At 72.0% G+C, this 22,784-nt stretch carries 15 protein-coding genes; 8 read left to right on the top strand and 7 right to left on the bottom strand.

The features are described 5' to 3' along the window. Positions 1–131: 131 nt before the first annotated feature. A complete protein-coding gene (locus ACIA73_RS20595) occupies positions 132–782 on the bottom strand; it encodes a response regulator (RefSeq protein WP_399440043.1) in 651 nt (216 codons plus the stop codon). Next, on the bottom strand, positions 770–2,056 hold the full coding sequence (locus ACIA73_RS20590) for a sensor histidine kinase (RefSeq protein ID WP_399440042.1): 1,287 nt from the start codon (positions 2,054–2,056) through the stop codon (positions 770–772). The genes ACIA73_RS20595 and ACIA73_RS20590 overlap by 13 nt, the downstream gene beginning before the upstream one ends. A gap of 110 nt (positions 2,057–2,166) precedes the next feature. Between ACIA73_RS20590 and ACIA73_RS20585 the strand changes: the two genes are divergently transcribed. Together ACIA73_RS20585 and ACIA73_RS20580 are read left to right on the top strand one after the other, a co-directional pair. Beyond that, a complete protein-coding gene (locus tag ACIA73_RS20585) occupies positions 2,167–2,946 on the top strand; it encodes an ABC transporter ATP-binding protein (protein ID WP_399440041.1) in 780 nt (259 codons plus the stop codon). Then, positions 2,943–5,444, top strand: coding sequence for an FtsX-like permease family protein (locus tag ACIA73_RS20580; RefSeq protein WP_399440040.1), 2,502 nt, complete (start codon positions 2,943–2,945; stop codon positions 5,442–5,444). The genes ACIA73_RS20585 and ACIA73_RS20580 overlap by 4 nt, the downstream gene beginning before the upstream one ends. 42 nt (positions 5,445–5,486) lie before the next feature. Here the strand turns inward: ACIA73_RS20580 and ACIA73_RS20575 are convergent, their stop codons facing one another. The 5 genes from ACIA73_RS20575 to ACIA73_RS20555 all read right to left on the bottom strand — a co-directional run bounded on the left by ACIA73_RS20575 (position 5,487) and on the right by ACIA73_RS20555 (position 13,798). Then, a complete protein-coding gene (locus ACIA73_RS20575; RefSeq protein ID WP_399440039.1) occupies positions 5,487–7,394 on the bottom strand; it encodes a DUF2264 domain-containing protein in 1,908 nt (635 codons plus the stop codon). A gap of 106 nt (positions 7,395–7,500) precedes the next feature. After that, positions 7,501–9,951 carry a polysaccharide lyase 8 family protein gene (locus tag ACIA73_RS20570; protein ID WP_399440037.1) on the bottom strand — a complete coding sequence of 817 codons (2,451 nt, stop codon included), beginning with the start codon at positions 9,949–9,951 and terminating at the stop codon, positions 7,501–7,503. Between the two features lies 1 nt (position 9,952). Continuing rightward, on the bottom strand, positions 9,953–11,407 hold the full coding sequence (locus ACIA73_RS20565) for a M60 family metallopeptidase (RefSeq protein WP_399440035.1): 1,455 nt from the start codon (positions 11,405–11,407) through the stop codon (positions 9,953–9,955). Between the two features lie 154 nt (positions 11,408–11,561). Then, a complete protein-coding gene (locus ACIA73_RS20560) occupies positions 11,562–12,698 on the bottom strand; it encodes a LacI family DNA-binding transcriptional regulator (protein WP_399440034.1) in 1,137 nt (378 codons plus the stop codon). A 113-nt stretch (positions 12,699–12,811) separates the two neighbouring features. Then, positions 12,812–13,798, bottom strand: coding sequence for a hydroxyacid dehydrogenase (locus ACIA73_RS20555; protein ID WP_399440033.1), 987 nt, complete (start codon positions 13,796–13,798; stop codon positions 12,812–12,814). A 341-nt stretch (positions 13,799–14,139) separates the two neighbouring features. Between ACIA73_RS20555 and ACIA73_RS20550 the strand changes: the two genes are divergently transcribed. The 6 genes from ACIA73_RS20550 to ACIA73_RS20525 all read left to right on the top strand — a co-directional run bounded on the left by ACIA73_RS20550 (position 14,140) and on the right by ACIA73_RS20525 (position 22,679). After that, the gene (locus ACIA73_RS20550) at positions 14,140–15,120 is read left to right on the top strand and encodes an ABC transporter permease (RefSeq protein ID WP_399440032.1); all 981 of its coding nucleotides are present in this window, start codon (positions 14,140–14,142) and stop codon (positions 15,118–15,120) included. Between the two features lie 88 nt (positions 15,121–15,208). After that, positions 15,209–16,069, top strand: coding sequence for a carbohydrate ABC transporter permease (locus tag ACIA73_RS20545; protein ID WP_399440131.1), 861 nt, complete (start codon positions 15,209–15,211; stop codon positions 16,067–16,069). A 37-nt stretch (positions 16,070–16,106) separates the two neighbouring features. After that, positions 16,107–17,780 carry an extracellular solute-binding protein gene (locus ACIA73_RS20540; RefSeq protein ID WP_399440031.1) on the top strand — a complete coding sequence of 558 codons (1,674 nt, stop codon included), beginning with the start codon at positions 16,107–16,109 and terminating at the stop codon, positions 17,778–17,780. Then, on the top strand, positions 17,777–19,240 hold the full coding sequence (locus ACIA73_RS20535; protein ID WP_399440030.1) for a M1 family metallopeptidase: 1,464 nt from the start codon (positions 17,777–17,779) through the stop codon (positions 19,238–19,240). Before ACIA73_RS20540 ends, ACIA73_RS20535 begins: the two co-directional genes overlap by 4 nt. Next, complete coding sequence (locus tag ACIA73_RS20530) at positions 19,237–21,429, top strand: right-handed parallel beta-helix repeat-containing protein (protein ID WP_399440029.1); 2,193 nt, start codon at positions 19,237–19,239, stop codon at positions 21,427–21,429. Before ACIA73_RS20535 ends, ACIA73_RS20530 begins: the two co-directional genes overlap by 4 nt. Positions 21,430–21,497: 68 nt before the next feature. After that, positions 21,498–22,679, top strand: a complete 1,182-nt coding sequence (locus ACIA73_RS20525) for a Gfo/Idh/MocA family protein (protein WP_399440028.1) — start codon at positions 21,498–21,500, stop codon at positions 22,677–22,679. Positions 22,680–22,784 lie beyond the last annotated feature (105 nt).

Genomic DNA, 22,784 nt, shown 5'->3' with positions numbered 1-22,784 from the left:
CGCAGCTGCACCAAGGCGACCGGCAGTGGTGCGCCTTCTCCCACTCGACGTATCGCGGTCAACCGGATGTGACATCGACCCCGTGGGTCCCGGCCGCGCAGGCCCCGGGAGTCCGGTCCGGGCGCCGGTTCTCAGCCCCGCAGAGCGGCCAGTACCGCCAGCACCCTGCGATGGTCGTCGGGGGCGGGCGGCAGGTCGAGCTTCTGGAGGATGCTCGCGATATGCTTGGCGACCGCCGCCTCCGTGACGACGAGGGCCCGGGCGAGCGCCGAGTTGGACCGGCCCTCCGCCATCAGGCCGAGCACCTCCCGCTCGCGTGCGGTCAGCCGCGAGAGTGGGTCCCGGCGGCGCGCGAGCAACTGCCTCACCACCTCGGGGTCGACGACCATGCCGCCGTCGGCGACCCGCGTCACCGCGTCCATGAACTCCTCGACGTCACCGATCCGGTCCTTGAGCAGGTATCCGGTACCCGCCCCGTGCCGAGCCTCCAGCAACTCCTCGGCGAAGGTCTGCTCGACGTACTGACTCAGCACCAGGGCGGACAACGCCGGTTGCACGCACTGGAGTTCACGGATGGCGCGCAGGCCCTCGTCCGTGAAGCGGGGCGGCATCCGCACATCGACGATCACCAGGTCCGGCCGGTGCTCCTGGGCTGCCGCGACCAGGGAGGGACCGTCACCGACGGCGGCCGGCACGGAGTGCCCGAACCTTTCGAGCAGACCGACCAGGCCCTCCCGAAGCAGCACCGCGTCCTCCGCCAGCACCACTCTCAAGCTCCGCACGAGGCTGCCTCCGTCGCTGTGTCGTGCGCGGATGTGTCCTTCGCGCGGGTCTCCTGCGGTGCCGCGTCGTACATCGCCGTGCCGGCCACCGGAATCTCCACCCGGAGCAGCGTCGGCCCGCCCGCCGGGCTCGACACCAGCATCCTGCCGTCCACCGCCGCCACCCGGTCCGCCAGCCCCGTCAGCCCCGATCCGGCCGCCGGGTCCGCGCCGCCGCGCCCGTCGTCGTACACCTCGATCCTCAGGGTGCCCGAGGTCAGGTGCCCAAAGACGCGGACGCGGGTGGCGGCGCTGTGCCGGGCGGTGTTGGTGAGGGCCTCGCAGACCGCGAAGTACGCCGCGACCTCCACCGACTCCGGTAGCCGGTACGGGAGGTGGAGGTCGGTGTCGACCGGGAGGGGGGACCGGCCCGCCACGTCCCGCACCGCCGCGGGCAGCCCCCGCTCCGTCAGCACCTGGGGATGCACGCCTCGGATCAGCTCCCGCAGCTCACTCAGCGCCTCCTTCGCCAACGCATGGGCCTCCGCCACTTCCCGCGCGGCGTCCGAACCGGCCGGGAGATCCAGGGCGGCCAGATCCATTCCGGCCAGGCCCAGTTTCATCGTCAGGGCCACCAGGCGCTGCTGCGCCCCGTCGTGCAAGTCCCTCTCGATGCGCCGCCGTTCCGCCTCGTAGGCGTCCACCAGGCGCGCCCTGGAAGCCCGTACCTCGGTCAACTCGGCGTCCTGCGGGGCCAGTACGGCACGGGACAGCGCACCCCGGACCCCCGCCCAGGCGGCAATCGGATACGCGGCCACCGGCAGTAGCAGCACCCCGGCCACCGGCCCGCCCACCACGGCCCAGGGCGCCGCATCGGGCTGGAACGGCGTGAGCAGGAGCACTCCCGGGATCCCCAACGCGACCAGTACCAGGGCCAGATCCGCCCAGCCGACCGCCAGTACGGACGCCGCCCCGTACACAGCGCCCCGCAGTCCGGCAGGGGTACCCAACGACTGCCGGGCAGGGCCGGCGTCCGGATCCACCCACCGCAGCCGCCACCGCTCCACCGGACCCGCCAGCGCCCCCACCAGGGCCAGCACCAGCAGTGCGCACACCACGGCCACCCCGAGCCCGATCCGCTCCCTGGCGGCCACGGCCCCGGCCACCGCGAGCCACGCGGCCACCCCGAGCAGCCCGCCCGAGAGCAGGTGGGCAAGAGCGCGCCAGGGCCACGACGAGCGGAGGAAGCCCACGGGGTGACGGGTCAGCGCCTCCAGGGCGTTTCGGCTGATCATCCGGCCGAGAGTAGCGGCAGTGCGGCGGCCGTACAGTAGTGCTGGGTGGAGTACCGGGACTAGCGCCCGCACGCATGTGCCCGGTCCCGCGGGTGAGTTGACTCGGTGGCATGCCGACGCACACACAGACCACTCCCAAGCCGGATGCCATTCCTGGCACCCTTCCCGTCCAACTGGACGCACTCACCAAGCAGTTCGGAACCGGCGAGCGCACCGTGACCGCCCTCGACGGCGTCACCCTGGCCTTCGGCGCGGGCACCATGACCGCCGTGATGGGCCCCTCCGGATCCGGCAAGTCCACCCTCCTCCAGTGCGCGGCCGGCCTCGACCGCCCCAGCTCCGGCAGCGTCACCCTCGACGGCACCTCCCTCGACGGGCTCGACGAGAGCGCCCTCACCCTGCTGCGCCGCGACCGGGTCGGCTTCGTCTTCCAGGCCCTCAACCTGGTCTCCTCGCTCACCGCAGCCCAGAACGTCGCCCTGCCCCTCCTCCTCGCGGGCCACCGCCCCGACCCGGCGTCCCTCGCCGCCGCACTCGCCGAAGTGGGCCTCGCCGACCGGGCCTCCCACCGGCCCTCGCAGCTCTCGGGCGGCCAGCAGCAACGCGTCGCCCTCGCCCGCGCCCTGATCTCCCGGCCCGCCGTCCTCTTCGCCGACGAGCCCACCGGCGCCCTCGACACCAAGTCGTCCCGGACCGTCCTGGGCCTCCTGCGCGGCCTGGTCGACCAGCACGGACAGACCGTGATCATGGTGACCCACGACCCGGCGGCCGCTTCCTACGCGGACCGGGTCATCCTCCTCGCCGACGGCAGGATCGCCGACGAGCTCCCCACCCGATCGAAGGCGGAGGCCATCGCTTCGCGCATGGCGGTACTGGAGGAGCAGGCATGAGCAGCCGACCGGGAAGGGCCGGGATGAACACCCGGCCCGGGGAAGCCGGCAGGAGCGCCCCGCCGGGGAAGAGCCGCCCCCGCACCCACGCCATGCCTCCGCTCTCGTTCGCCCTCGCCGCCGTGCGTGAACGCCGGACCGCCTTCGCCGGGTCGTTGGTCGCCCTGTCCCTGGGGGTCGCCATCCTCTGTGCGAGCGTGCTCATCCTGCTGTCGGGGGGCAGTGGGGTGCCCGACAGATACGCGGGCAGCCCCGTCCTCGTACAGGCGCCGAAAGCCGCATCGGCCGAGGGCGCCTTCGTCGACCGGCCCCCGTGGTCCCCGGAGCGCACCCGCGAACTGACCCGCACGCTGGGCGCCCTGCCCGGGGTCCGGCAGGCCGTCCCCGACCGGGCCTTCGCCGCCCAGGCGGTACGGGAGGACGGGCGTCCTCTCGACGAGCAGCAGGCGGGGGAGCGGCGGGGCCACGCATGGGCCGGTGCGGCCCTCGCCCCGTACGCGTTGACGTCGGGGCGAGGGCCGCGTGGCCCCCAAGAGGTCGTCGTGCCAAGCGAGTTGGGGAGGAAGCCGGGAGAGCGGATCAGCCTCCTCACCGCCAGGGGCACCCAGCCCCACACCGTCTCCGGCACCGTCGAGGGCCGCGGCTACTACCTCACCGACACCCGCGCGGCCGCCCTCTCCGGCGGCGTACGTGTGATCGGTCTGCTGCTTGACGCAGGGGCGGATCCGGCCACCGTCGCGGCAGCCGCCTCGAAGACCGTCGGCACGGCGGGGGCCGTCCTCACCGGAGACGCGAGGGACGCGCTCGCCCCGGTGCAGGACGAGAAGACCCGATGGATCGGCGCCCAGGTGCTCGCCGCCATGGCCGCCCTCTCCGGCTTCGTCACCGTCTTCGTGGTCTCCTCCACCTTCGCCTTCGGCGTGACCCAACGCCGCCGCGAACTCGGCCTGTTGAGGACCCTGGGCGCCACCCCGAAGCAGCTTCGCCGGATGCTGTACGCCGAGGCCCTGTGCGTCGGTGCGGTCGGCGCCGCCGCCGGAGCGGTCCTCGGCGCGCTGCTCGCGCCCGCGCTCGGCACCCTCCTGGTGGACACGGGTTTCCAGCCGGAGGGGTTCGAGGTGCGCCAGGCGCTCTGGGTTCCTCCCGCCGCCTGGGCCGCCGGGCTCGGCGTCGCGCTGGCCGGAGTGTGGTCGGCGGCCCGGCGGGCGGCCCGGATCGCCCCACTGGAGGCACTGCGCGAGGCAGCCGTCGACGACCGGCCGCTCTCCCGGGGGCGCCTCCTCACCGGCCTCGGCCTCACCGCCCTGGGCTGCGGGGCGGCCGTCGCCTCCGCGAGCGCGGAGCCCACCGACATGATCACCCTCGCGCTCGGCACCGCCGTCGGCCTGATCACCGGCGTCACCCTGCTCACCCCGGCCCTGCTGCCACCCCTGGTACGCCTCGTCACGCTGCCCCTGGTGCGGTACGGCGGGCCCACCGCACTCCTGGTCCGCGAGGGTGTCCGGACCGCTGTCCGGCGTACCGCGTCGACCGTCGCACCCGTCCTCGCCACCCTCGGCTTCGTCGTCCTCATCACCGGCAACACCCAGACCTCCGCACAGTCCTACCGCACGGAGGAAGCCGTATCGATCCGCGCGGAAGCGGCCGTCGTCCCCGACGGCACCCCCGGCCTGAGCGACGCCATCGCGGCACGCATCGAGGGCGCCGCACTCCTGCCCACCACCCTCCACACAGCCGCCGGGCCGCTTACCGCGTCGGGCGTCGACCCCGCCGCCTTCACCGCCGCACATCCCCGCCTCACGCTTGTCTCCGGCTCGCTCGCCGCACTGGACGCACCGGGCACCATCGCGGTCACGGAATCCGTTCGCAGAGCCCTGCCGTCCGGCTTCACCTTCGAGGACGGCCGTACCGAACGGCTGCGGGTGGTCGCCGTACTGGCCGACCGATCAGCCCCGTACCAGGCCCTGTTGAGCCGTGCGACGGTACGTGCACACGACCCCTCGGCACTCACCGAAGCCGTCTACCGCACCGGCCCCGCCACCCTGCCGCCGGGCACCCGGGAGATGGCCGTGGCCCTCTACGCGGGCCGCGCCGACGCCGAGGAGGACCGCCTCGTCGAGATCTTCACCCTCCTCCTGGTCGCCATGTCCGCCGGCTACACCGGCATCGCGATCGCCAACACCCTCCTGATGGCCACCACCGACCGCCTCGGCGACTTCCGGGTGCTGCGCCTCTCCGGCGCCGCCCCGCGTCAAGTACTGGGCGCGGTCGCGGGCGAGACCGTACTCGTCGTCGCCCTCGGCACCCTGCTCGGCGGCCTGGTCGCACTGCCGTCCCTGCTCGGTATCCGCGCCGGCCTCAGCGGCACCCTCGGCATCCCGGTGGAACTGGTGATTCCGTGGACACCGGTGCTGGGGGCGGTCGGTGGCTGCCTGCTGCTCGCTCTCACCGCGAGCGTGCTGCCGGCGCGCGGCGCGCTGCGGGCAGCGGCGGCCTGACGCGCGAGGGGTGGGACACCGGCCACCGGCTCCGAGCCCTTCTCAGACCTCCACCACGGTCCCGTCGGGAAAGGCCAGCCGTACGCCGTCGGCGGTGGCAGACACCGACACCGCCTCGCGCAGCGCGGACGGGTGGACCGTGTCGCGGGTGAGAGCCACCAGGGAGACGAGGAGCGCCGGGCCTGCCGCGCGGAGGGTACGGCGCAGGGTCGGCGTGGCGGAGTGCGGGCCGTGCGCGTTGGCCTCCACGTCGCGCTCGACCCGCGCCGTCGCCTCGGTGGCCGTCGCCTCGGGGGCAGGGGCTTCCTCCCAGCCGTACAGGGCGACGATCGCGCTGGTCAGCCCGTTGGAGTCGCGGGCCAGGGCCCACCCCGCACCGGTCTCGGCATCCGGGCGGCACAGCTCCGCCACGGCGTGAGCGCCCTCGCGCACGGTGTACCCCTCGGGAGCACTCACCCGGTGCACCCGCACCTCCCACGGGCCGTGCAGCACACTCGTCGTCTCCACCCGGCAGGGCCCGTCCTCGTACGCGGAGGCGGCGATGCGGCCCTCGCAGCGCAGCGGCAGGATCCGGCGGCGGCGCGAGGGCGTGCCGTCGGGGGCGAGCACCGCGAGGTGGTTGTCGACCTGGCGGGTCCAGGCGTGCGGTGCCGCGTCGGGAGCCGTGGCCGAGGAGTAGCCGAGCTTGGCGTAGTGCGGATCGTCCTCGCCCGGACCCTCGGGCGGGTTGTGGTCGCTGCCGTGGTTGACCAGCCGGACGATGCCGTCGTGCCGGGTGCCGTGCAGCAGCCAGCCGGGGGCGGGCAGGGCCGTGTACTGGTCGGATTCCTCGATGGGGAGCGGCTGTTCGCGTTCGGTCCACACCGGGTGCTCCGCGGGCAGCAGCAGACCGAGGAAGCCCTTGCTCGCCCAGTACGGGGAGGCGGGGCCCGAGTACGGCTGGGTGCTCGGCAGGAACGTGCCGTACCAGCCGAGCGTGAGCAGCCCGCGTTCGTCGGGCACCCCGCGCTCGGCGAAGTGGCGCACCGTCCCTGAGGCCAGCCGCCGGGTGAGACCGGGGGCGAGCGGGCTGCAGTCGGCGAGCGCGCCCATCCAGACGGGAGCGAGCGCGGCGAACCGGTAGGCCAGCGAGCGGCCCTGGTGGACGGGGGAGCCGTCGGCGCCGAAGAAGTGCGGGTAGGTGGTGAGGAACGCGGTGAGCCGCTCCTGGTAGACCTCGGTGCGGCCGCCGTCGGCACCCTCCGTGGAGGCCGCGATCCGGGACCACAGCAGCGGGTACAGGTGCAGGGCCCAGCCGGTGTAGTAGTCGAAATTCCGGCCGTCGCCGTCGGTGTACCAGCCGTCACCGACGTACCAGTCCTCGATACGGTCGAGGCCGCCCTCGATGTCGGAGCGGCTGTGCGGGGCGCCCACCGAGGCCAGGAACTGCTCGGACACCACCTGGAAGAGCCGCCAGTTGTTGTCCCAGGTGCGGCCGCCGACGAAGCCGGAGAACCAGTCGACCACCCGCTCCTGGACCCGGGGGTCGAGCAGGTCCCAGATCCAGGGGCGGGTCTCGTGCAGGGCGATCGCGACGGAAGCGGCCTCGACCATCTGCTGGGAGCAGTCGGTGAGCCGGGGCCAGGCCTCCGGGGAGTTTGGGTCGGTGCCCGTTGTCAGACCCTGCGCGTACCTTTCGATCAGGTGGGGATTCACCTCACCGCCCGCCCCCGCGATGCGGAAGGAGGCCAGCAGGAAGGAGCGCGCGTACCCTTCGAGCCCGTCCGAGACGACCCCCGACCAGCTGCCCCGGCCCGGCAGCCGGTACTGCGCGAACCCCGGGGTGGCGTACGGGACGAGCGCCTCCAGCATCCGGTCGGCGACCGCCTCCCAGTGGGCGCGCGTCCACCCGGTGCGGGGGGAGAGGACGCGGTCGGTCGGAGGGAGGAAGAGGTGCGGGGGAACGGACACGGTGTACTGCTCTCCTCGGGGAGGTGCTGGTGAGGGGCGTTGTTCATGGGGGGCGTTGTTCTGGGGCAGGAGCCCCCCCGGGCGCGTGTGCCCGGGGGGGACGGGGTCAGCGGAGCTCGGCCCGGTGGGTGTGGCCCCGGGAGCCGCCGACCGTCACGGTGAGGACCGGACGGCGGCCGGGAGTCACCCGCACCGTGTCGTCGGCGGAGACCACCGACCGTGCGGCGAAGGGAAGTCGCAGCGTGAGCGTGGTCTGCGTGCGCCCGGGGTCGGCGACCGCCACCGACAGGGAGCCCGGCCGGCGCCGGACGAGAACGGAGGCGGGCCCCGACGAAGTGATCCCCGCCGCGCTGCCCGGCTGCCAGAACGTGACGGCGGTGAGACCGAGCCGCCGCGCCTCCACCGCCTGGACCTCCGCGTCGTTGGCGACGATGTGCACCGGCCGGGACAACTGCCAGGCCGCGGTGGCCGCGGCGGATGCGCCGGGCAGCAGGGTGTACGCATAGGAAGCGGCGGTCGGGGACATGCCGTGGTCGAGCCAGAGAGTGAGGTAGCGGCGGGAGAGCGGAGTGGTGGAGCCTCCGGTGTCGGCACCCGTGTTGAGGTCGCGCCAGGAGCCGGTGCGCTGCTCGCGCAGGGTGTGCAGCGACGTCCTGCCGGGGAAGACATAGCCGCCCACGCCCTCGATGTGAGCCCAGCGCGCGGTCCGGTTCTCGGCGGGCCCGCCGAGTGCGGTGGACCGGCGGACACCGTCCACCAGCAGCCGGGCGGTGCCGCTCGCGTGCAGGCTGCGGTTCTCGACGATCGTCTCGACGGTGCGGCCGTCGCCCGCGGTGATCCCCGAACCGAGCGCGAGCACCGCGTCGTCGAGGAAGAACCAGGACTTCCTGGCCCGCAGGGTGCTGCCCTGCGCGGCGAGTTCCATCGCGGACGCGCCGTACCGGCCGTCCAGGACGGCCCCGCCCGCGACGGCGTTCACCGGCCGGTAGGTACTCGTACCACCCCCGGTGCCGAGGTCCGCGCGCCGGCGGGTGTCGACCGTGGTGCCCGGCAGCCGGTACGGATCGACGGTCGGCCAGAAGCCGTCGCCGAACTGCGCCGGGTCGTCCCCGCCGTACAGGTACGTCATGCCGTCGCCGGTGTACCACCCGTGCAGGTTCTCCCCGTTGCCCGCCTCGTACGCGGCGATGCGCCGCGAGGACAGCGACAGGGCGAAGGCCCAGCGGGGGCAGCGGTGCACCACCCGGTCCATGTCGGCGAAGACGAAGTGCCCGGTGGAACGCCCGGCGGCGGGGAGCGACGGATCCTCCAGCAGTGCCTTCGCCCGCACGAGCTGGGGCAGGGAGGCGAGCGCGGTGTACGGGGTGGAGCGGTTGCGCTCGATCCACCCCTTGGCCAGCGACCGCCAGCGAGCGGCGTACCCGGCCGGAGCGCCGGTGGCCAGCAGGACGATGCTGGACACCGTCGCCGCGCCGTCGACGTGGTCGACGGCCCGCTCGCGCGAGATCGCCCGGCCGCGCACGGCGTCCATCATCAGCCCGTCGAACAGCACCGGGGCGAAGGACCGCTCCACCGCCTCGTAGATCACCGACACCTGCGGGTCGTCGACCGACCAGGTCGACCCCGCCAGCAGGGCGATCAGGTACGCCGCGCCCCCGAGCAGGACGTTTCCGTACGTACCGGTGTAGGCCACGGACCCGTGCTGGACGAACGAGCCGTCCGGGTAGAAGCCGTCGCCCGAAGAGGCGTACCGGAAGAGGCTGCTCCGCCCGCCGTCCCGTACGTCCGACAGACCGTCCCGCGCGAGCGCGACCCGTGCCGTGTCCCGGCCGAGCAGCCCGCGCAGCGCCACGATCACCGCCTTGTCGGCGCGGTTGGCCCCGGTCTCGGCGAGGGTGGGAGAGTTGGTGCGGCGGTCCGCGTCCGGGCAGAAGCGGTCGACCGTCGCCAGATACGCGGCGAGGTCGGCGGAGGGGATCCGGCCGCGCAGCAGCACACAGCTGTCCAGGAGCGCCCGAGGTGCGCCGATCTCCCAGAACCACCAGTTGCCGCTCTCGCGCTTCGCCGCGTTGTACGCGGTGTCGTGCAGGAAACGCAGCGCCGCCACCAGCGCGGACGCGACCTCCGGGCTCCCGCCGAGCGCGGCGCCGGAGGTGGCCCAGGCGGTGGCGACGGTACGCAGCCGGGTGTAGCTCTGGCCGAAGTTGCCGGGGTCGGTGACGGGGGAGAGGTCCGCCCAGAGGGCGGTCCGTCCGGCCGCCCGGTCGAGCTGCTGCCAGAGGTCAGCCGCCGCGGTGTCGAGCGAGGTGAGCGCGGCACGGAAGTCGGGGTCGGCACCGTCGAAGGAGCCGCCGGTCAGAAGCTGCCGCGCCCGGTCGAGCAGTGGGTCGAAGGCGTCTTCGACGGGCGCCGCCCGGCCCTCGGCGGCGTGCGCCGGGGTGGCCCCGGCAAGGGCGGTCGCCGGCAGGACCGCCGCTGCCGATCCCGCCACGAGCAGAGCACGCCGGGAGAGCGCGCCGCGCGTCCCGTCGGGTGTGGTGGGGCTGGCTCCGCTCATGTCAGTCCTCCAGGGTGCTCGGGTCGACGGCCGGCCGCGGCAGGTTCAGCGCGGCCAGTTCGGCCCTGCCGGTGGCGTCGATGGGGAAGGCCCAGGTGTGCACGAAGAAGTCGCTGAGGTCGTGGCCCGCGATCCGGCTGGCGTACGTGGCCAGCGCGCGGTAGCGCTTGGCGTCCTCGGTGTACGACGACTGCGGGTTCTCCTCCCGCACCAGCCTGTGCAGCCGGGGCCAGAAGTCGTCGCCGTAGGCCAGCTCCAGCTGGCGCAGCGGCACGAGCTTCTCGTACGCGCCGAACGACTTCTCGTAGCTGAGCCCCGCCGTGCCGAATTTCCCCCGCGCGGACCGGAAAGGGTTGAGGCCCGTCGCCGCGTCGACGGTGAGGAGGTTGGAGGGCTGCCCCAGGGTGCGCTGTGCGGCGAGCGAGTAGATGTTCACCGTGACCTCGGTCATCCCGCCCGGCTTGTACGCGAACTGCTGGTGAAGATGGCCGAGTTCGTGGTAGAGCCCCCACCCCCGGGTGCGCAGGCCCTCCACGGTCGTCGCCCGGTCGAGATAGGCGCGCGGGAACCCGTTGTAGCCGTGCGTGGCGTACGCGCCGACCCCGCTCGGCACCTTGGTGACCTCGGTGAAGTGGTACGGGCCCGCCTTGCGCCGGTGCACGGGTTTCGAGCCGTCGAGGCCACTGATCCGGGCGTGCGAGTCGACGATCGTCTCGACCAGGCGGAGCAGCGCCGCATGGTCCTCGTTCCGGTACAGCAGTGCGCCCTCGCGGCTGAGCGTCATGATCGTGTTCGGGGCGTGCAGTTCGACGTACGGGACGGCGGTACGGGTGTCGAGCTGCTGCTGGAACCCGGCCTCGGTGCTGCGGCCCAGTACGAAGACCGGCATCGCCGCCGCGCCCGGTCCGAAGGACACCGAGGCACTCTCGCCCCGGCCGACGAGGGTGAGGTAGACGGGTCCGCCGTGCGGATCGGTGACCGTGTTGGCACCGGCCACCAGCGGGTGGCTGCGCGGCTGGGTGATCTCGCCGTAGTAGTCCCAGGCTCCGACCCACAGGGTGGGCACGAGTCCGTGGTGCGGCTCGACCGTGAGCGAGAGCGGGGCGCCCGGCGCGACGTACAGCCCGGTCGGGGTGAACTCGCTGCCGCGCAGTGCCTGCCCGAGCCGTAGCCGCTCCGGCTCGGCGGCCGGACGGGCGGTCACGGTGACGGTCGTCGGGCCGCGACGACCGCCGGCGGGACGACGACGGCCGGGGGGCGCGGCGTGGGCAAAAGCCCCCGTGCCCAGAGCTGCGAGGGCCCCGGCACCGGCGGCCAGTACGGAACGGCGGCCCAAGGACGAGATGGCGGAGCCGGAGCGGGCGGCCGAGGAGCCGGAGTAGCCGGCCGATGAGCCGGAGCGGGCAGCCGAGGAGGCGGAGCCGGAATTGCTGAAGGAGGAAGCGGAAGTGCGCATGCGGAACTCTCCCTGCGGGGTGAGGGGTTCAGGTGCGTACGGGCTGCGCGCCAGCATGTAAGCGGTTGCTGTCCGGCCGCAAGAGGGACCGGAATGTTTCTGTCGTTTTCTATGGGGCGGAAGGAAAAGGAGCGTCACCCGACGGAGCAACCGCTCACTGCGAGGCGCCCCGCCCGGAGACCGGTGCCACGGAATCGCGTACGACGACATGCGTCCCCAGCCGTACCGCGCCGCTGACCGGCTCGCGCCAGTCGTCCTGGTCGCCACCGCCGACCGCGAGGCGCACCGCCTGACGGCCCATCTCCTCCAGCGGGATGTGCACGGTGGTGAGCCGGGGACGCAGCTCCTGCGCCACCGGAATGTCGTCGTAGCCCACCAGTGACATGTCGTCGGGCACCCGCACCCCGGCCTCCTCCAGCGCCTGGGCGGCGCCCGCGGCCACGATGTCGTTGGCGGCGAAGACAGCCGTGAAGTCCGGTGCCTCCCGCAGCAGTTCAGTCATCCGCCGGTAGCCGAACTGGCGGCTGAAAGCTCCCGGTTGAGCCAGCTGTGGGTCCGGTTCCAGGCCCCGCAGCTTCAGTGCCCTGCGGTACCCGGCGAGCCGGTCGCGCGTGGTGGAGAGCCTGGGCGGCCCGCCCAGGTACAGGATCCGTTCGTGCCCCTGCGTCAGCAGGTGGTCGGTGATCGCGAAGGCGCCGCCCTCGTTGTCGTACTCGACCGAAGCGGCCGGTGTCGGTTCGCCGAGAGGAGGGCGGCCGCACAGCACCAGCTTCGACCCGTCTGCCTCCAACTCCCTCGCCCTGCGCGCGAGTTCGGAGGTGTAGCCGCGGTCTGCGACGCTGCCGCCGACGACGACCACGGCATCCGCCCTGCGCTCGTGCATGAGCTCGATGAAGGCCAGCTCGCGCTGCGGATCTCCCTGGGTGCAGCAGATCAGGCACAGCCGGCCGCCCCGTGTCGCCTCACGCTCGACGCCCCGGGCGATGTATGCGTAGAACGGGTCGATGACGTCGTTGACGATGATGCCGACGGTCCGCCCCGACACCCCGGCCAGCGCGCGGGCGTGCGCGTTGACCACGTACCCGAGCTCACGCATCGCCGCCTCGACCCGCTCCCGGGTCGCCGTCGCCACCGGGTAGTTCCGGTTGAGGACCCGCGAGACCGTCGCCGTCGACACCCCGGCCAGCCGGGCGACATCGGTCACCGTCGCCCGCCGCTGTCCCTCCGGTCCGGCGCCCGGCCCCACTCCCGTGCTGCTGCCCGTCCCCGTACCGCTGGTCTGCCGACGCATGCGGACCGCCCCCTGATCCTGCTGAAGTCCCATCTGCTGCGACGCAGAGCCTATGGCCTGCCCCGTCGTCGGCCGACCCGCCATGTCCCCGTGGGCCGGTGGCGCGCCCGCGCTCACGCGATCCTGCCCAGATCGGCCAGCCGTACCGGATGCGCGAACGGGGCGCCGTGCGCGTACCGTTCGAGCTCGTCGACGGCCAGTGTCCCCAGCCGCCCGACCTCGTTGCCCTGCGCCCCGGCCAGGTGCGGCGTGAGGAAGACGTTCGGCAGCTCCCACAGCGGATGCCCCGCGGGCAGCGGCTCAGGATCCGTCACGTCCAGTACGGCGTCCAGCCGCCCGCTCACCAGGTGCTCGGTCAGCGCCACGGTGTCCACCAGGGGGCCGCGGGCGGTGTTGACCAGCAGCGTTCCGGGCCGCATCAGGGCGATCCGGCGGGCGTCCAGCATCCCGCGGGTCTCCGGGGTGTCGGGCGCGTGCACGGTCACCACGTCACTGGTCGCCACCAGGGTGTCCAGGGCGGCCGATGTCACGCCGAGCTGCTCGGCCTCGGCGGCGCTCACATACGGGTCGTACAGCAGCACCTCCGCGTCGATGACCCGCAGCAGCTCGATCACCCGGCGCCCGATCCTGGACGCGCCGACGACCCCCACGGTGAGCCCGTGGGTGCCGAGCCAGTGCTGGCGGTCCAGGTCGGCGGCGGTGCGATGGGTGCGCCGGGCGCGGAAGAGCTGGGCCAGCGGGAAGGCCCGCTTGGCGCCCATGATGATCGCGGCCAGGGTGAACTCCGCGACCGGTACGGCGTTCGCCTCGGCCGCCGAGGAGACCACGATCCCGCGTTCGTACGCCGCCGGGGCCAGGAAGGTCTTGACGGTGCCGGCCGCGTGGATCACCGCCCGCAGTTCCGGCGCCCGTTCGAGGAGTGCGCCGTCGATGCGGGGGCAGCCCCATCCGGTGAGCAGCACCTCGGCGCGGGCGAGTGCCTCGTCCGCCTGCGGACTCGTGAACTCCTTGAGGGGGAAGGGCACATGAAGGTCGGCCAGCTCCTCCAGGCGGGCCCGCGCTTCAGGCGGGAAGACGTCGTCGATGAGTCCCGGGTTCATGACCAGAACGGTGCGCGGTCGCCGTGGGGGCGGCGTGCGGGTGTCGGTCCCGGCCCGAGCCGGTACCTGGTCGGTGGTTCGCACCCTGCCTCCGGACAGTAAGCGTGTACTACGGATGGGACCGCACGCTAGGGAGAACGGTGACCGACCGTCAAGCTCCTGGCCGGTCAACTACCCCGTTTTGACCTGTCAGTTACCGATACCTTCCGTCGGATCGCGCCCCGCTCGACACATCCAGTACGTCTGTTTCCCCAGATGTATTGACGCCGAAGGTAACCGCTTACTAATTTGCGGCCGCAGAAGGTTCGCCCTGCGTCACCCCAGCCGAACAGGACCGCACCATGGCCGACACAGCACCCCCGCTGCCGCTGGAGAAGCGGCAGAAGCGGCGACGGCAGAAACACCGTCTGTCCCTGTGGCAGCGGCTCAAGCGGGACAAGGTGATGCTGCTGCTGACCCTGCCGGGCCTGCTGTACTTCATCGTCTTCCACTACGTTCCGCTGCTCGGCTACGTCGTGGCCTTCCAGGACTACCAGCCCTACCTCGGCTACCTGCACAGCGCCTGGGTGGGCCTCAGCAACTTCGCGGGCGCCTTCGCCGACCCCGCCTTCTGGTCGGCGACCGGCAACACCCTGACGATCGCCCTCATTCAGCTGGTGTTCTTCTTCCCGGTCCCCATCGCGCTGGCCCTGCTGCTCAACAGCATCGTGAGCGACCGGATCCGCCGCTTCGTGCAGAGCGTCGTCTATCTGCCCCACTTCATCGGCTGGGTCATCATCGTCTCGATCTTCCAGCAGATCCTCGGCGGCGCAGGCCTCCTCCCCGACCTGCTCGGCGAACTCGGCCTGCCCCGCTACGACATGACGAGCGACCCGGGCGCCTTCCCCTGGCTGCTCACCCTCCAGGTGGTCTGGAAGGACGCCGGCTGGGGCACGATCATCATCCTGGCCGCACTGCTCTCCATCGACAAACAGCAGTACGAGGCCGCAGCGATCGACGGTGCCCGCCGCTGGCGCAGGCTCTGGCACGTCACTCTGCCCGGCATCGCCCCGGTGATCATCCTGTTGCTGATCCTCAACCTCGGGCAGATCCTCTCCGTCGGCTTCGAGCAGATCCTGCTCCAGCGCGACGCGGTCGGACCCGGCGCCGGTGAGGTCCTCGACACCTACGTCTACTACCACGGCATCAAGGACAACAACTGGGGCGTGGCCGCCGCCGTCGGTCTCGTCAAGGCCGTCATCGGCACCGCACTCGTCCTGGGCGCCAACACGTTCGCCCACCGCCTCGGCCACGAAGGGATCTACCGTGGCGCTGACCGCTGAGCAGACCACCCCCGTTCAGGAACCCGCCCCGGTCCCCGCGCCCCCGAAGCGCCGCAAGCCCCCGGCGACGTACGACCGCCCGCCCTGGATGGAGAGGCCCACCCGGATCGGCCTGACGCTCAAGGGCGTCGTCCTGGTCCTGGTGGTCGCCGCCGTCGCCTACCCGCTGCTCGGTGTCATCGGCACGAGTTTCGCCTCGCAGACCGACATCGTGAAGAGCACCGGCCTCGTCCTGTGGCCGGAGCATCCCACCCTGGACGCCTACCGCACGATCTTCACCGGCGGAGTCGTCACCCGGGCCCTGCTGGTCAGCGTCGGCATCACCGTCGTCGGTACGGCCGTCAGCGTGCTGGTCACCATCGGCATGGCGTACGGACTCTCCCGCCGCGATGTCACAGGATCCCGCTTCATCCTGATGACCGCCCTGGTCACCATGCTCTTCAACGCGGGCATCATCCCCAACTTCCTCCTCATCAAGGGCCTCGGCCTCTACGACACCTATGCGGCGCTCGTCATGCCGACCCTCGTCAGCGCCTTCAACCTGGTCGTGCTGCGGTCCTTCTTCATGAACCTTCCCGAGGAGCTGTACGACGCCGCCCGCGTCGACGGAGCCGGAGACTTCCGCATCCTGGTCCGCGTCGTGCTGCCGCTCTCCAAGGCGGTCCTCGCCGTGATCAGCCTCTTCTACGCCGTCACGTACTGGAACGCCTTCTTCAACGCCCTCCTGTACCTGGACGACGCCATGAAGTGGCCGCTGCCGATGGTCCTGCGCACCTACGTCCTCCAGGGCCAGGGCCTCACCAGTTCCTCGGTCGGCGAGGCCGTCGCGCCGCAGCAGGCCGTGCAGATGGCGGTGCTGGTGGTCGCGGTGGTTCCGATCCTGCTCGTCTATCCCTTCCTCCAGCGCTTCTTCACCAAGGGCGTGCTCACCGGCGCCATCAAGGGCTGAGCGGTCCCCAACCCCCGGCGATCCCAAGGAGATCCACATGCCGAGCTCCACCCCGATCAACCGCAGAGCACTGTTCCGGCTCGGTGCGGGCCTCGGCCTGGGCCTGGCCGCCGCCCCGCTCCTCACCGCCTGCGGCGACGGCGGCACGGTGGCCAAGGCGGAGGCCAAGAGCGCCAAGCTGCTGCCGAAGACCACCGTGCGCAACATAGGTCTCAAGCCGGACCTGGCCGGAACGGCGGCCGGTGTCCCGCAGGGCTACTTCCGCTACCCGGCGAAGCCGCTGCGCGCGACCAGGGCCACACCGCTCAAGGGTGCCCAGCCCCTCAAGGTGACGCTCGAAACGTTCGCCCCGCCCGCGCCCGGCCGGGAGAAGAACGCCGCCTGGCAGGCGATCGAGAAGCTGCTCGGCACCACGGTCGACGTCACCGCCGTACCCTCCGACGACTACGCCACCAAGTTCTCCACGATGGTCGCGGGCGACCGGCTGCCCGACCTGTTCATGTACCCGGAGACCGGCGGCGTCGACAACAAGGCGGCCTTCCTCGGGGCCAAGTGCGCGGACCTCACCCCCTTCCTCGCGGGTGGCAAGGTCAAGGACTACCCCAACCTCGCGGCGATCCCGCAGGCCGCCTGGCAGTCGGCGATCTTCGGCGGCAAGCTGTTCGGCATCCCCATCTCCCGCACCGGAACGGGCGGCGCCGGTTTCTACCGCCACGACCTCTTCGAGCAGGCCGGAGTGAAGAGCCTCGACGAGATCACCGGCCTGGACCGCCTCGTCGAGCTCTTCAAGGACCTCACCCGGCCCAAGCAGGACCAGTACGCGATCATGGCCGGCGCGACCACCATGCTGGCGATGTCGGCCGGAGCGCCGCTGAACTGGAAAGTGGACGGGAAGACCGGGAAGTTCACCACCGAACTGGAGACGCCCGAGTACCGGCTCGCCGTCGAAACGGCCATGAAGCTCTACAAGGCGGGCTGCTACTACCCCGGCACCATCGCCATGAGCGGCGCCCAAAAGGGCCGCTACACCGACATGTACAAGAACGGCAAGGCCGCCTACGTCTACGACGGCCTGCCGAGCTACCTCGCCCAGGGCACCGGGTACCTCGCCACGATGGCCGCCGTCGACAAGAAGTACGACACCCGCCCCTTCGTCCCCGTCGGCAGCGCGGCCGTCACCTGGACGGACAACCTCTCCCTCCAGAACACGCACATAAAAAAGGCCTCCGAGGAGCGCGTCCGGCAACTCCTCACCCTCGCCGACTTCGCCGCCTCCCCGTTCGGCAGCGAGGAGTACACGCTGATCAACTACGGCGTCGCCGGCACCGACCACACCCGGGACGCCAAGGGCAACCCGGTCCTCACCAAGCAGGGCTCCCAGGACATCGCCGTCCCCTGGAAGTTCCTCGCCTCGGCGGTGCCCGCCGTCTTCAGCGCGGACTCACAGGAGGGCGTGCGCCACCTGCACGCGGCGTACTCGAAGATGATCCCGATGATGCTGCCGGACCCCACGCTGGGGTACACCTCCCCGACCTGGGACTCCCTGGGCACCGGCAGTCTGTACACCTTCAAGAGTGACTGGCTGAAGGACATCATCGCCGGCCGCAAACCCATGTCCTCCTACGGCCAACTGGTCAAGGAGTACCTGGCCAAGGGCGCCGAGAAGGCCCGCGGCGAGTTCGAAGAGGCGTTCCAGAAGGGGAAGAAGTGATCACCCGGCGCTCGGCTCTGGCCCTCGCCGTCACGACGACAGCCGCCGCGACAGCAGCCGTCGCCGGTGCCCCCACCACCGCCCACGCACACGGCTTCGACCCCCGGCCGGGCTCCGACGGCGTGGGCGACCCCCTCTTCCCGACCCTGGGCAACGGCGGCTACCAGGTCCTCCACTACGATCTGACCTTCGACTTCACCCCCGTGACGTACGACTTCACCGGCGTCGTGAAGCTGTCCGCGCGCGCCACCCAGGACCTCTCCTCCTTCAACCTCGACACCGACGGCCACACCATCGACGCCGTTACCGTCGACGGGCGCGGCGCGCAGTGGGCCCTCACCGCCGGCAAGAGCGGCCAGGAACTCACGGTCACCCCGCGCCACCCGCTCCACAGGGGCCGCCCCTTCGCCGTCGAGGTCCGCTACCGAGGCAACGGCAAGGCACCCCGACTGGGGCTCACCGGCTGGAAGTTCGGCTCCGACGGCGGCTTCGCCTGCGCCGCCCAGTCCTCCCGCGCCGACACCTTCCTCCCCTGCAACGACACCCCCTCCGACAAGGCGACCTGGACCTTCCACCTCAGCGCCCCGGAAGGCTTCGTCGCCACGGCCAACGGCGAACTGCTGCACCGGAGCCGCCGCGCGGACGGCTCAGCCGTCTGGCACTTCGCCCTGCGCGAGCGGATGGCCACCGAGCTCCTCGGCATCGCCGTCGTCAAGGGCACCTACCTGTACGGCACCAGCCGCACCGGCCTGCCCCTGCGGCACGTCGTCCCCCAGGGGCAGGAGGAGAAGTACGCGCCGATCGTCGCCCGAACCTCCGACCATCTCGCCTGGTGCGAGGCGAAGTTCGGCCGCTACCCCTTCTCCGTCTACGGCTGCCACCTCTACGACGGCTACACCGACGCCCTGGAGAACCAGACCCTCTCCCTCTTCTCCACCAACTGGTTCAAGCCCAACGCCGACGGCAACCCCACGTACGAGACGACGATGGTCCACGAGCTCGTCCACCAGTGGTACGGCGACTGGGTCACCCCCAAGGACTGGCAGCAGGCCTGGCTCAACGAGGGCCCCGCCGTCTACTACGGCAGCCTCTACGGCGAGGAACGCGGCTGGTCGGTGCTCGTCGACAAGATGAAGGCGACGTACGGGAAGCTCAACGCGATCCGCGCGAAGGACGGCCCGCCGGGCCTCCCCAAGGCCCTCGGCGGCACCAACATCTACGACGGCGGCGCCCTCGTCCTCTACGCGCTGCGCAAGCAGGCCGGCGACCGCGACTTCGACCGCGTCATGCGGCTGTGGCCCCAGCGCCACAAGGACTCCAACGTCACCAGCGAGGACTTCATCGCCCACACCGTCAAGGTCACCGGCGACCGGAGCCTCGGCCCCTTCCTGCGCGACTGGCTCTTCGGCGCGGTGAACCCGCCCATGCCCGGCCACCCCGATTGGACGGCAGCATCGTGAGACTCCGCACGGCAGCGGCCCTGTCCGCCTCCGCCGCACTGCTCCTGGCCACCCCCGGCACGACGTCGGCGGCAACCGCCACACCCACCGCACCCGCCCGGGCCCTGCACGCCGCACCCCACGGCTCGGGTACCGCCTGCACCCCCGCCCGCCCCTGCTCGCTGGAGGGCGCCCGCGACCGGGCCCGCCGCACCGCGGGCCCCGACCGCGTCGAGCTCGCCGGCGGAACGTACGCCCGCACCGCCCCCCTGATCCTCACCGAAGCCGACTCCGGCGTCACCTGGGCCGCCGCCCGGGGAGCGCACCCCGTACTCTCCGGCGGCCGGTCGGTCACCGGCTGGGCCAGGTCCGCAGGCGGCACCTGGACGGCGAAGGTCCCGGCGGGCGTCACCCCCCGCCAGCTCTTCGTCGACGGCGAGCGTGCCGTACGGGCCAAGGGCGCGCCCTGTGCGGCGAGCACCTGCGACGCGACGAAGACCGGGATGACCGGCGCGGTCGCCACCGGCATCGCCGGCTGGCAGCGTCCCACCGACGCGGAAGCCGTGGTCAAGGTCCGCTGGCGCAACTACCACTGCCGGATCGCCTCCGTCAGCGGCGACCTCCTCACCTTCGCCCAGCCCTGCTGGACGAACTCCGCCGGCGGTACGAACCGCACCGGGCCCGCATGGGACTCCACCACCGTCGACTCCGCCCGCTACAGCGGCGTCGCCCACTTCGAGAACGCCCCCGAACTCCTCGACACCGCAGGCGAGTTCGTCTGGAACCCGGCCGCGCGCACCGTCACCTACCTGCCGCGCAAGGGCCAGGACATGCGCCGCGCCCGCGTCCTCGCGCCGAGCACGGAACAGCTGATGCGCGTCGACGGCGCCCACGACGTCCGCATCACCGGCATCGGCTTCGCCCACGCCGCCTACCGGCAGCCCGACACCGATGAGGGATACGCGGGCACCCAGGCAGGCCTGACCCTCACCGGCGCCACCGGTCCCGTCGACCACGCCGGCCGCTTCTACACCAAGCCGGCCGCGGCCCTCACCGTGCGCGGTGGGCGCCAAGTGACAGTGGAGAACGCCCGGTTCACCCATCTCGGTGGGGCCGGGGTGATCCTGGAGGCCGGCACCAAGAACTCCACCGTCACCCGTTCCACCTTCACCGACCTCTCCTCCGGCGGCCTCTACGTCGGCGACACCGAGCCCGACCCGGGTGCGGACCTCGCGGGGGAGCGCAACACCGTCTCGTACAACACCCTCCGGCACACCGGCGTCGAGTACACCGACTCGGTCGGCATCTGGGCAGGCTACGAAGCGGAACTGACGGTTGATCACAACACGCTCGACCAGATGCCGTACTCCGGCATCTCGGTCGGCTGGGGCTGGAACCAGCCCGAGGCCCGGCAGTCGGTCCTGCGGGACAACAGGATCACCCACAACCGCATCACCGACGTCATGCGGGTCCAGGACGGCCAGCACGACGGCGGCGCGATCTACACCCAGGGCGCCCAGCCGCGCTCGGTGATCTCCGGCAACTACATCAACCGTTCCGCCTACGGGAACACCGAACGCGACGGCAACGGCATCTACCTCGACGAACAGTCCTCGCACCTCACCGTCGAGAGGAACGTCCTGACCAGACTCGGCTACAAGTGGGTCTCCAACTGGGCCGACTACGGCATCGGCAACACCGCCCGCGACAACTGGACCGACACCGACGCACCCGCCCTCACCGGCACCGGCTCGACCATGAGCGGCAACCGCACCACCCTGGACCGGCTGCCCGCCGAAGCCCTGCGCGTCGCGGCGGCGGCCGGAGCCGGCGGAGGGCGGGTGGAACAGCTCCGCCCCGACCTCGCCCGTACCGCGACCGCCACCCAGTCCTCCACCGACCAGGCGGCGGGCGCGCACCTGGCCGTCGACGGCAACTCCTCGACCGATTCCCGCACCCTCCTGGAACCGGGCGCCTGGCTCCAGCTCGACCTCGGAGACAGGCGGCACGTCGGACAGATCGAGATCTGGAACGACACCTCCATGACCACCGCCGGGTTCGAGGTGCAGACCGACTCCGGCACCGTCCACGTCGAAGGGAAGGCACTGCGCCCGACGCTGCTCGACATCGACACCACGACCCGTTTCGTACGGGTGAAGCTCACCGGCACCGGCCGGGTCGGCCTGGCGGGCGTACTCGTCCATCCGTGAGCCCGCACGCCGGCGAGACAGCGCCCACAGAGCAACCCCCGCAAGTCACGGCCCACTTGAGGAGCACCATGAACGACCTCCGTATCGGCGTCCTCGGCTACGGGCTGCGCGGCACCCTCGCCCGCACCGCCCACCGGCCAGGTGGGGGAGCGCGCGTCACCGCGCTCGCGGACCCGGACCCGGCCGCCCGTGCGGAGGCCGCCACGGCCTTCCCCGAAGCCACCTTCTCCGCCGATCACCGCAAGGTGATCGAAGACCCGGACGTCGACGCCGTGCTCGTCCTGACCCCCGACCACACCCACGCGGAACTGACCTGCCAGGCGCTGCGGGCGGGCAAGGCGACCTTCGTCGAGAAGCCCCTGGAAACCACCGTCGAGGACTGCGACCGGATCCTGCGCACGGCCCACGAGACGGGCACCCGGCTGTACGTGGGGCACAACATGCGGCACATGCCGGTGGTGCGCCTGATGCGGGACTTGATCCGTGCGGGGACGGTCGGTGAGGTCAAGACGGTGTGGGTCCGGCACTTCGTCGGGTACGGCGGGGACTGGTATTTCAAGGACTGGCACGCGGAGCGGCAGTACACCACCGGGCTTCTGTTGCAGAAGGCCGCGCACGATATCGATGTCCTGCACTGGCTGGCGGGCGGCTATGCCCGGGACGTGCAGGCCATGGGTGATCTGATGGTGTACGGCGACAATCCGCACCGGCGTGCGCCGGGGGAGCCGAAGGCGGACGACTGGTACACCAAGGACGGGCATTGGCCGCCGCACACTCAGCGCGCGCTGAACCCGGTGATCGACGTGGAGGATGTCTCTCTCCTCAACATGCGTCTGGACAACGGGGTGCTCGCCGCTTATCAGCAGTGCCACTTCACCCCCGACTACTGGCGGAACTACACCGTCATCGGTGACGCCGGCCGCCTGGAGAACTTCGGCGACGGGCCGGGTGCGGAGGTGAAGGTGTGGAACACCCGCCGCTCTACCTACCGGTCCGAGGCCGACGAGACCCATGCCGTGCCCGAGGCCCAGGACAACGCCGGGCACGGCGGCGCGGACCCGCTCCTCATCGACGAGTTCGTGCGGTTCGTACGCGAGGGAGGCCGCACCGACACCTCGCCGGTGGCGGCCCGGATGGCGGTCGCGGCGGGCGTGCAGGCGACGGCCTCCCTCAGGGACGGCGGCCGCCCCCGTCACGTCCCTGCCCCCGAGCGGGAGGTGATCGACTACTTCGAACGGGGTCAGGCCTGATGCGCGCGAGGTCGGGCCCGATGCGAGTGGGGTGGGGGGCCGCCCCCCCCGGGGGGGGGGCCCCCCGCCCCCCCGGGGGGGGGCGCCCCCCCCCGGGGGGGTGGG

Origin of the sequence: Streptomyces sp. NPDC051561, assembly GCF_044454195.1 — a bacterium.
Taxonomy (GTDB): domain Bacteria; phylum Actinomycetota; class Actinomycetes; order Streptomycetales; family Streptomycetaceae; genus Streptomyces.
Note: the sequence above shows the minus strand (reverse complement) of the source record. Positions and strands in the feature narration are given on the sequence as shown.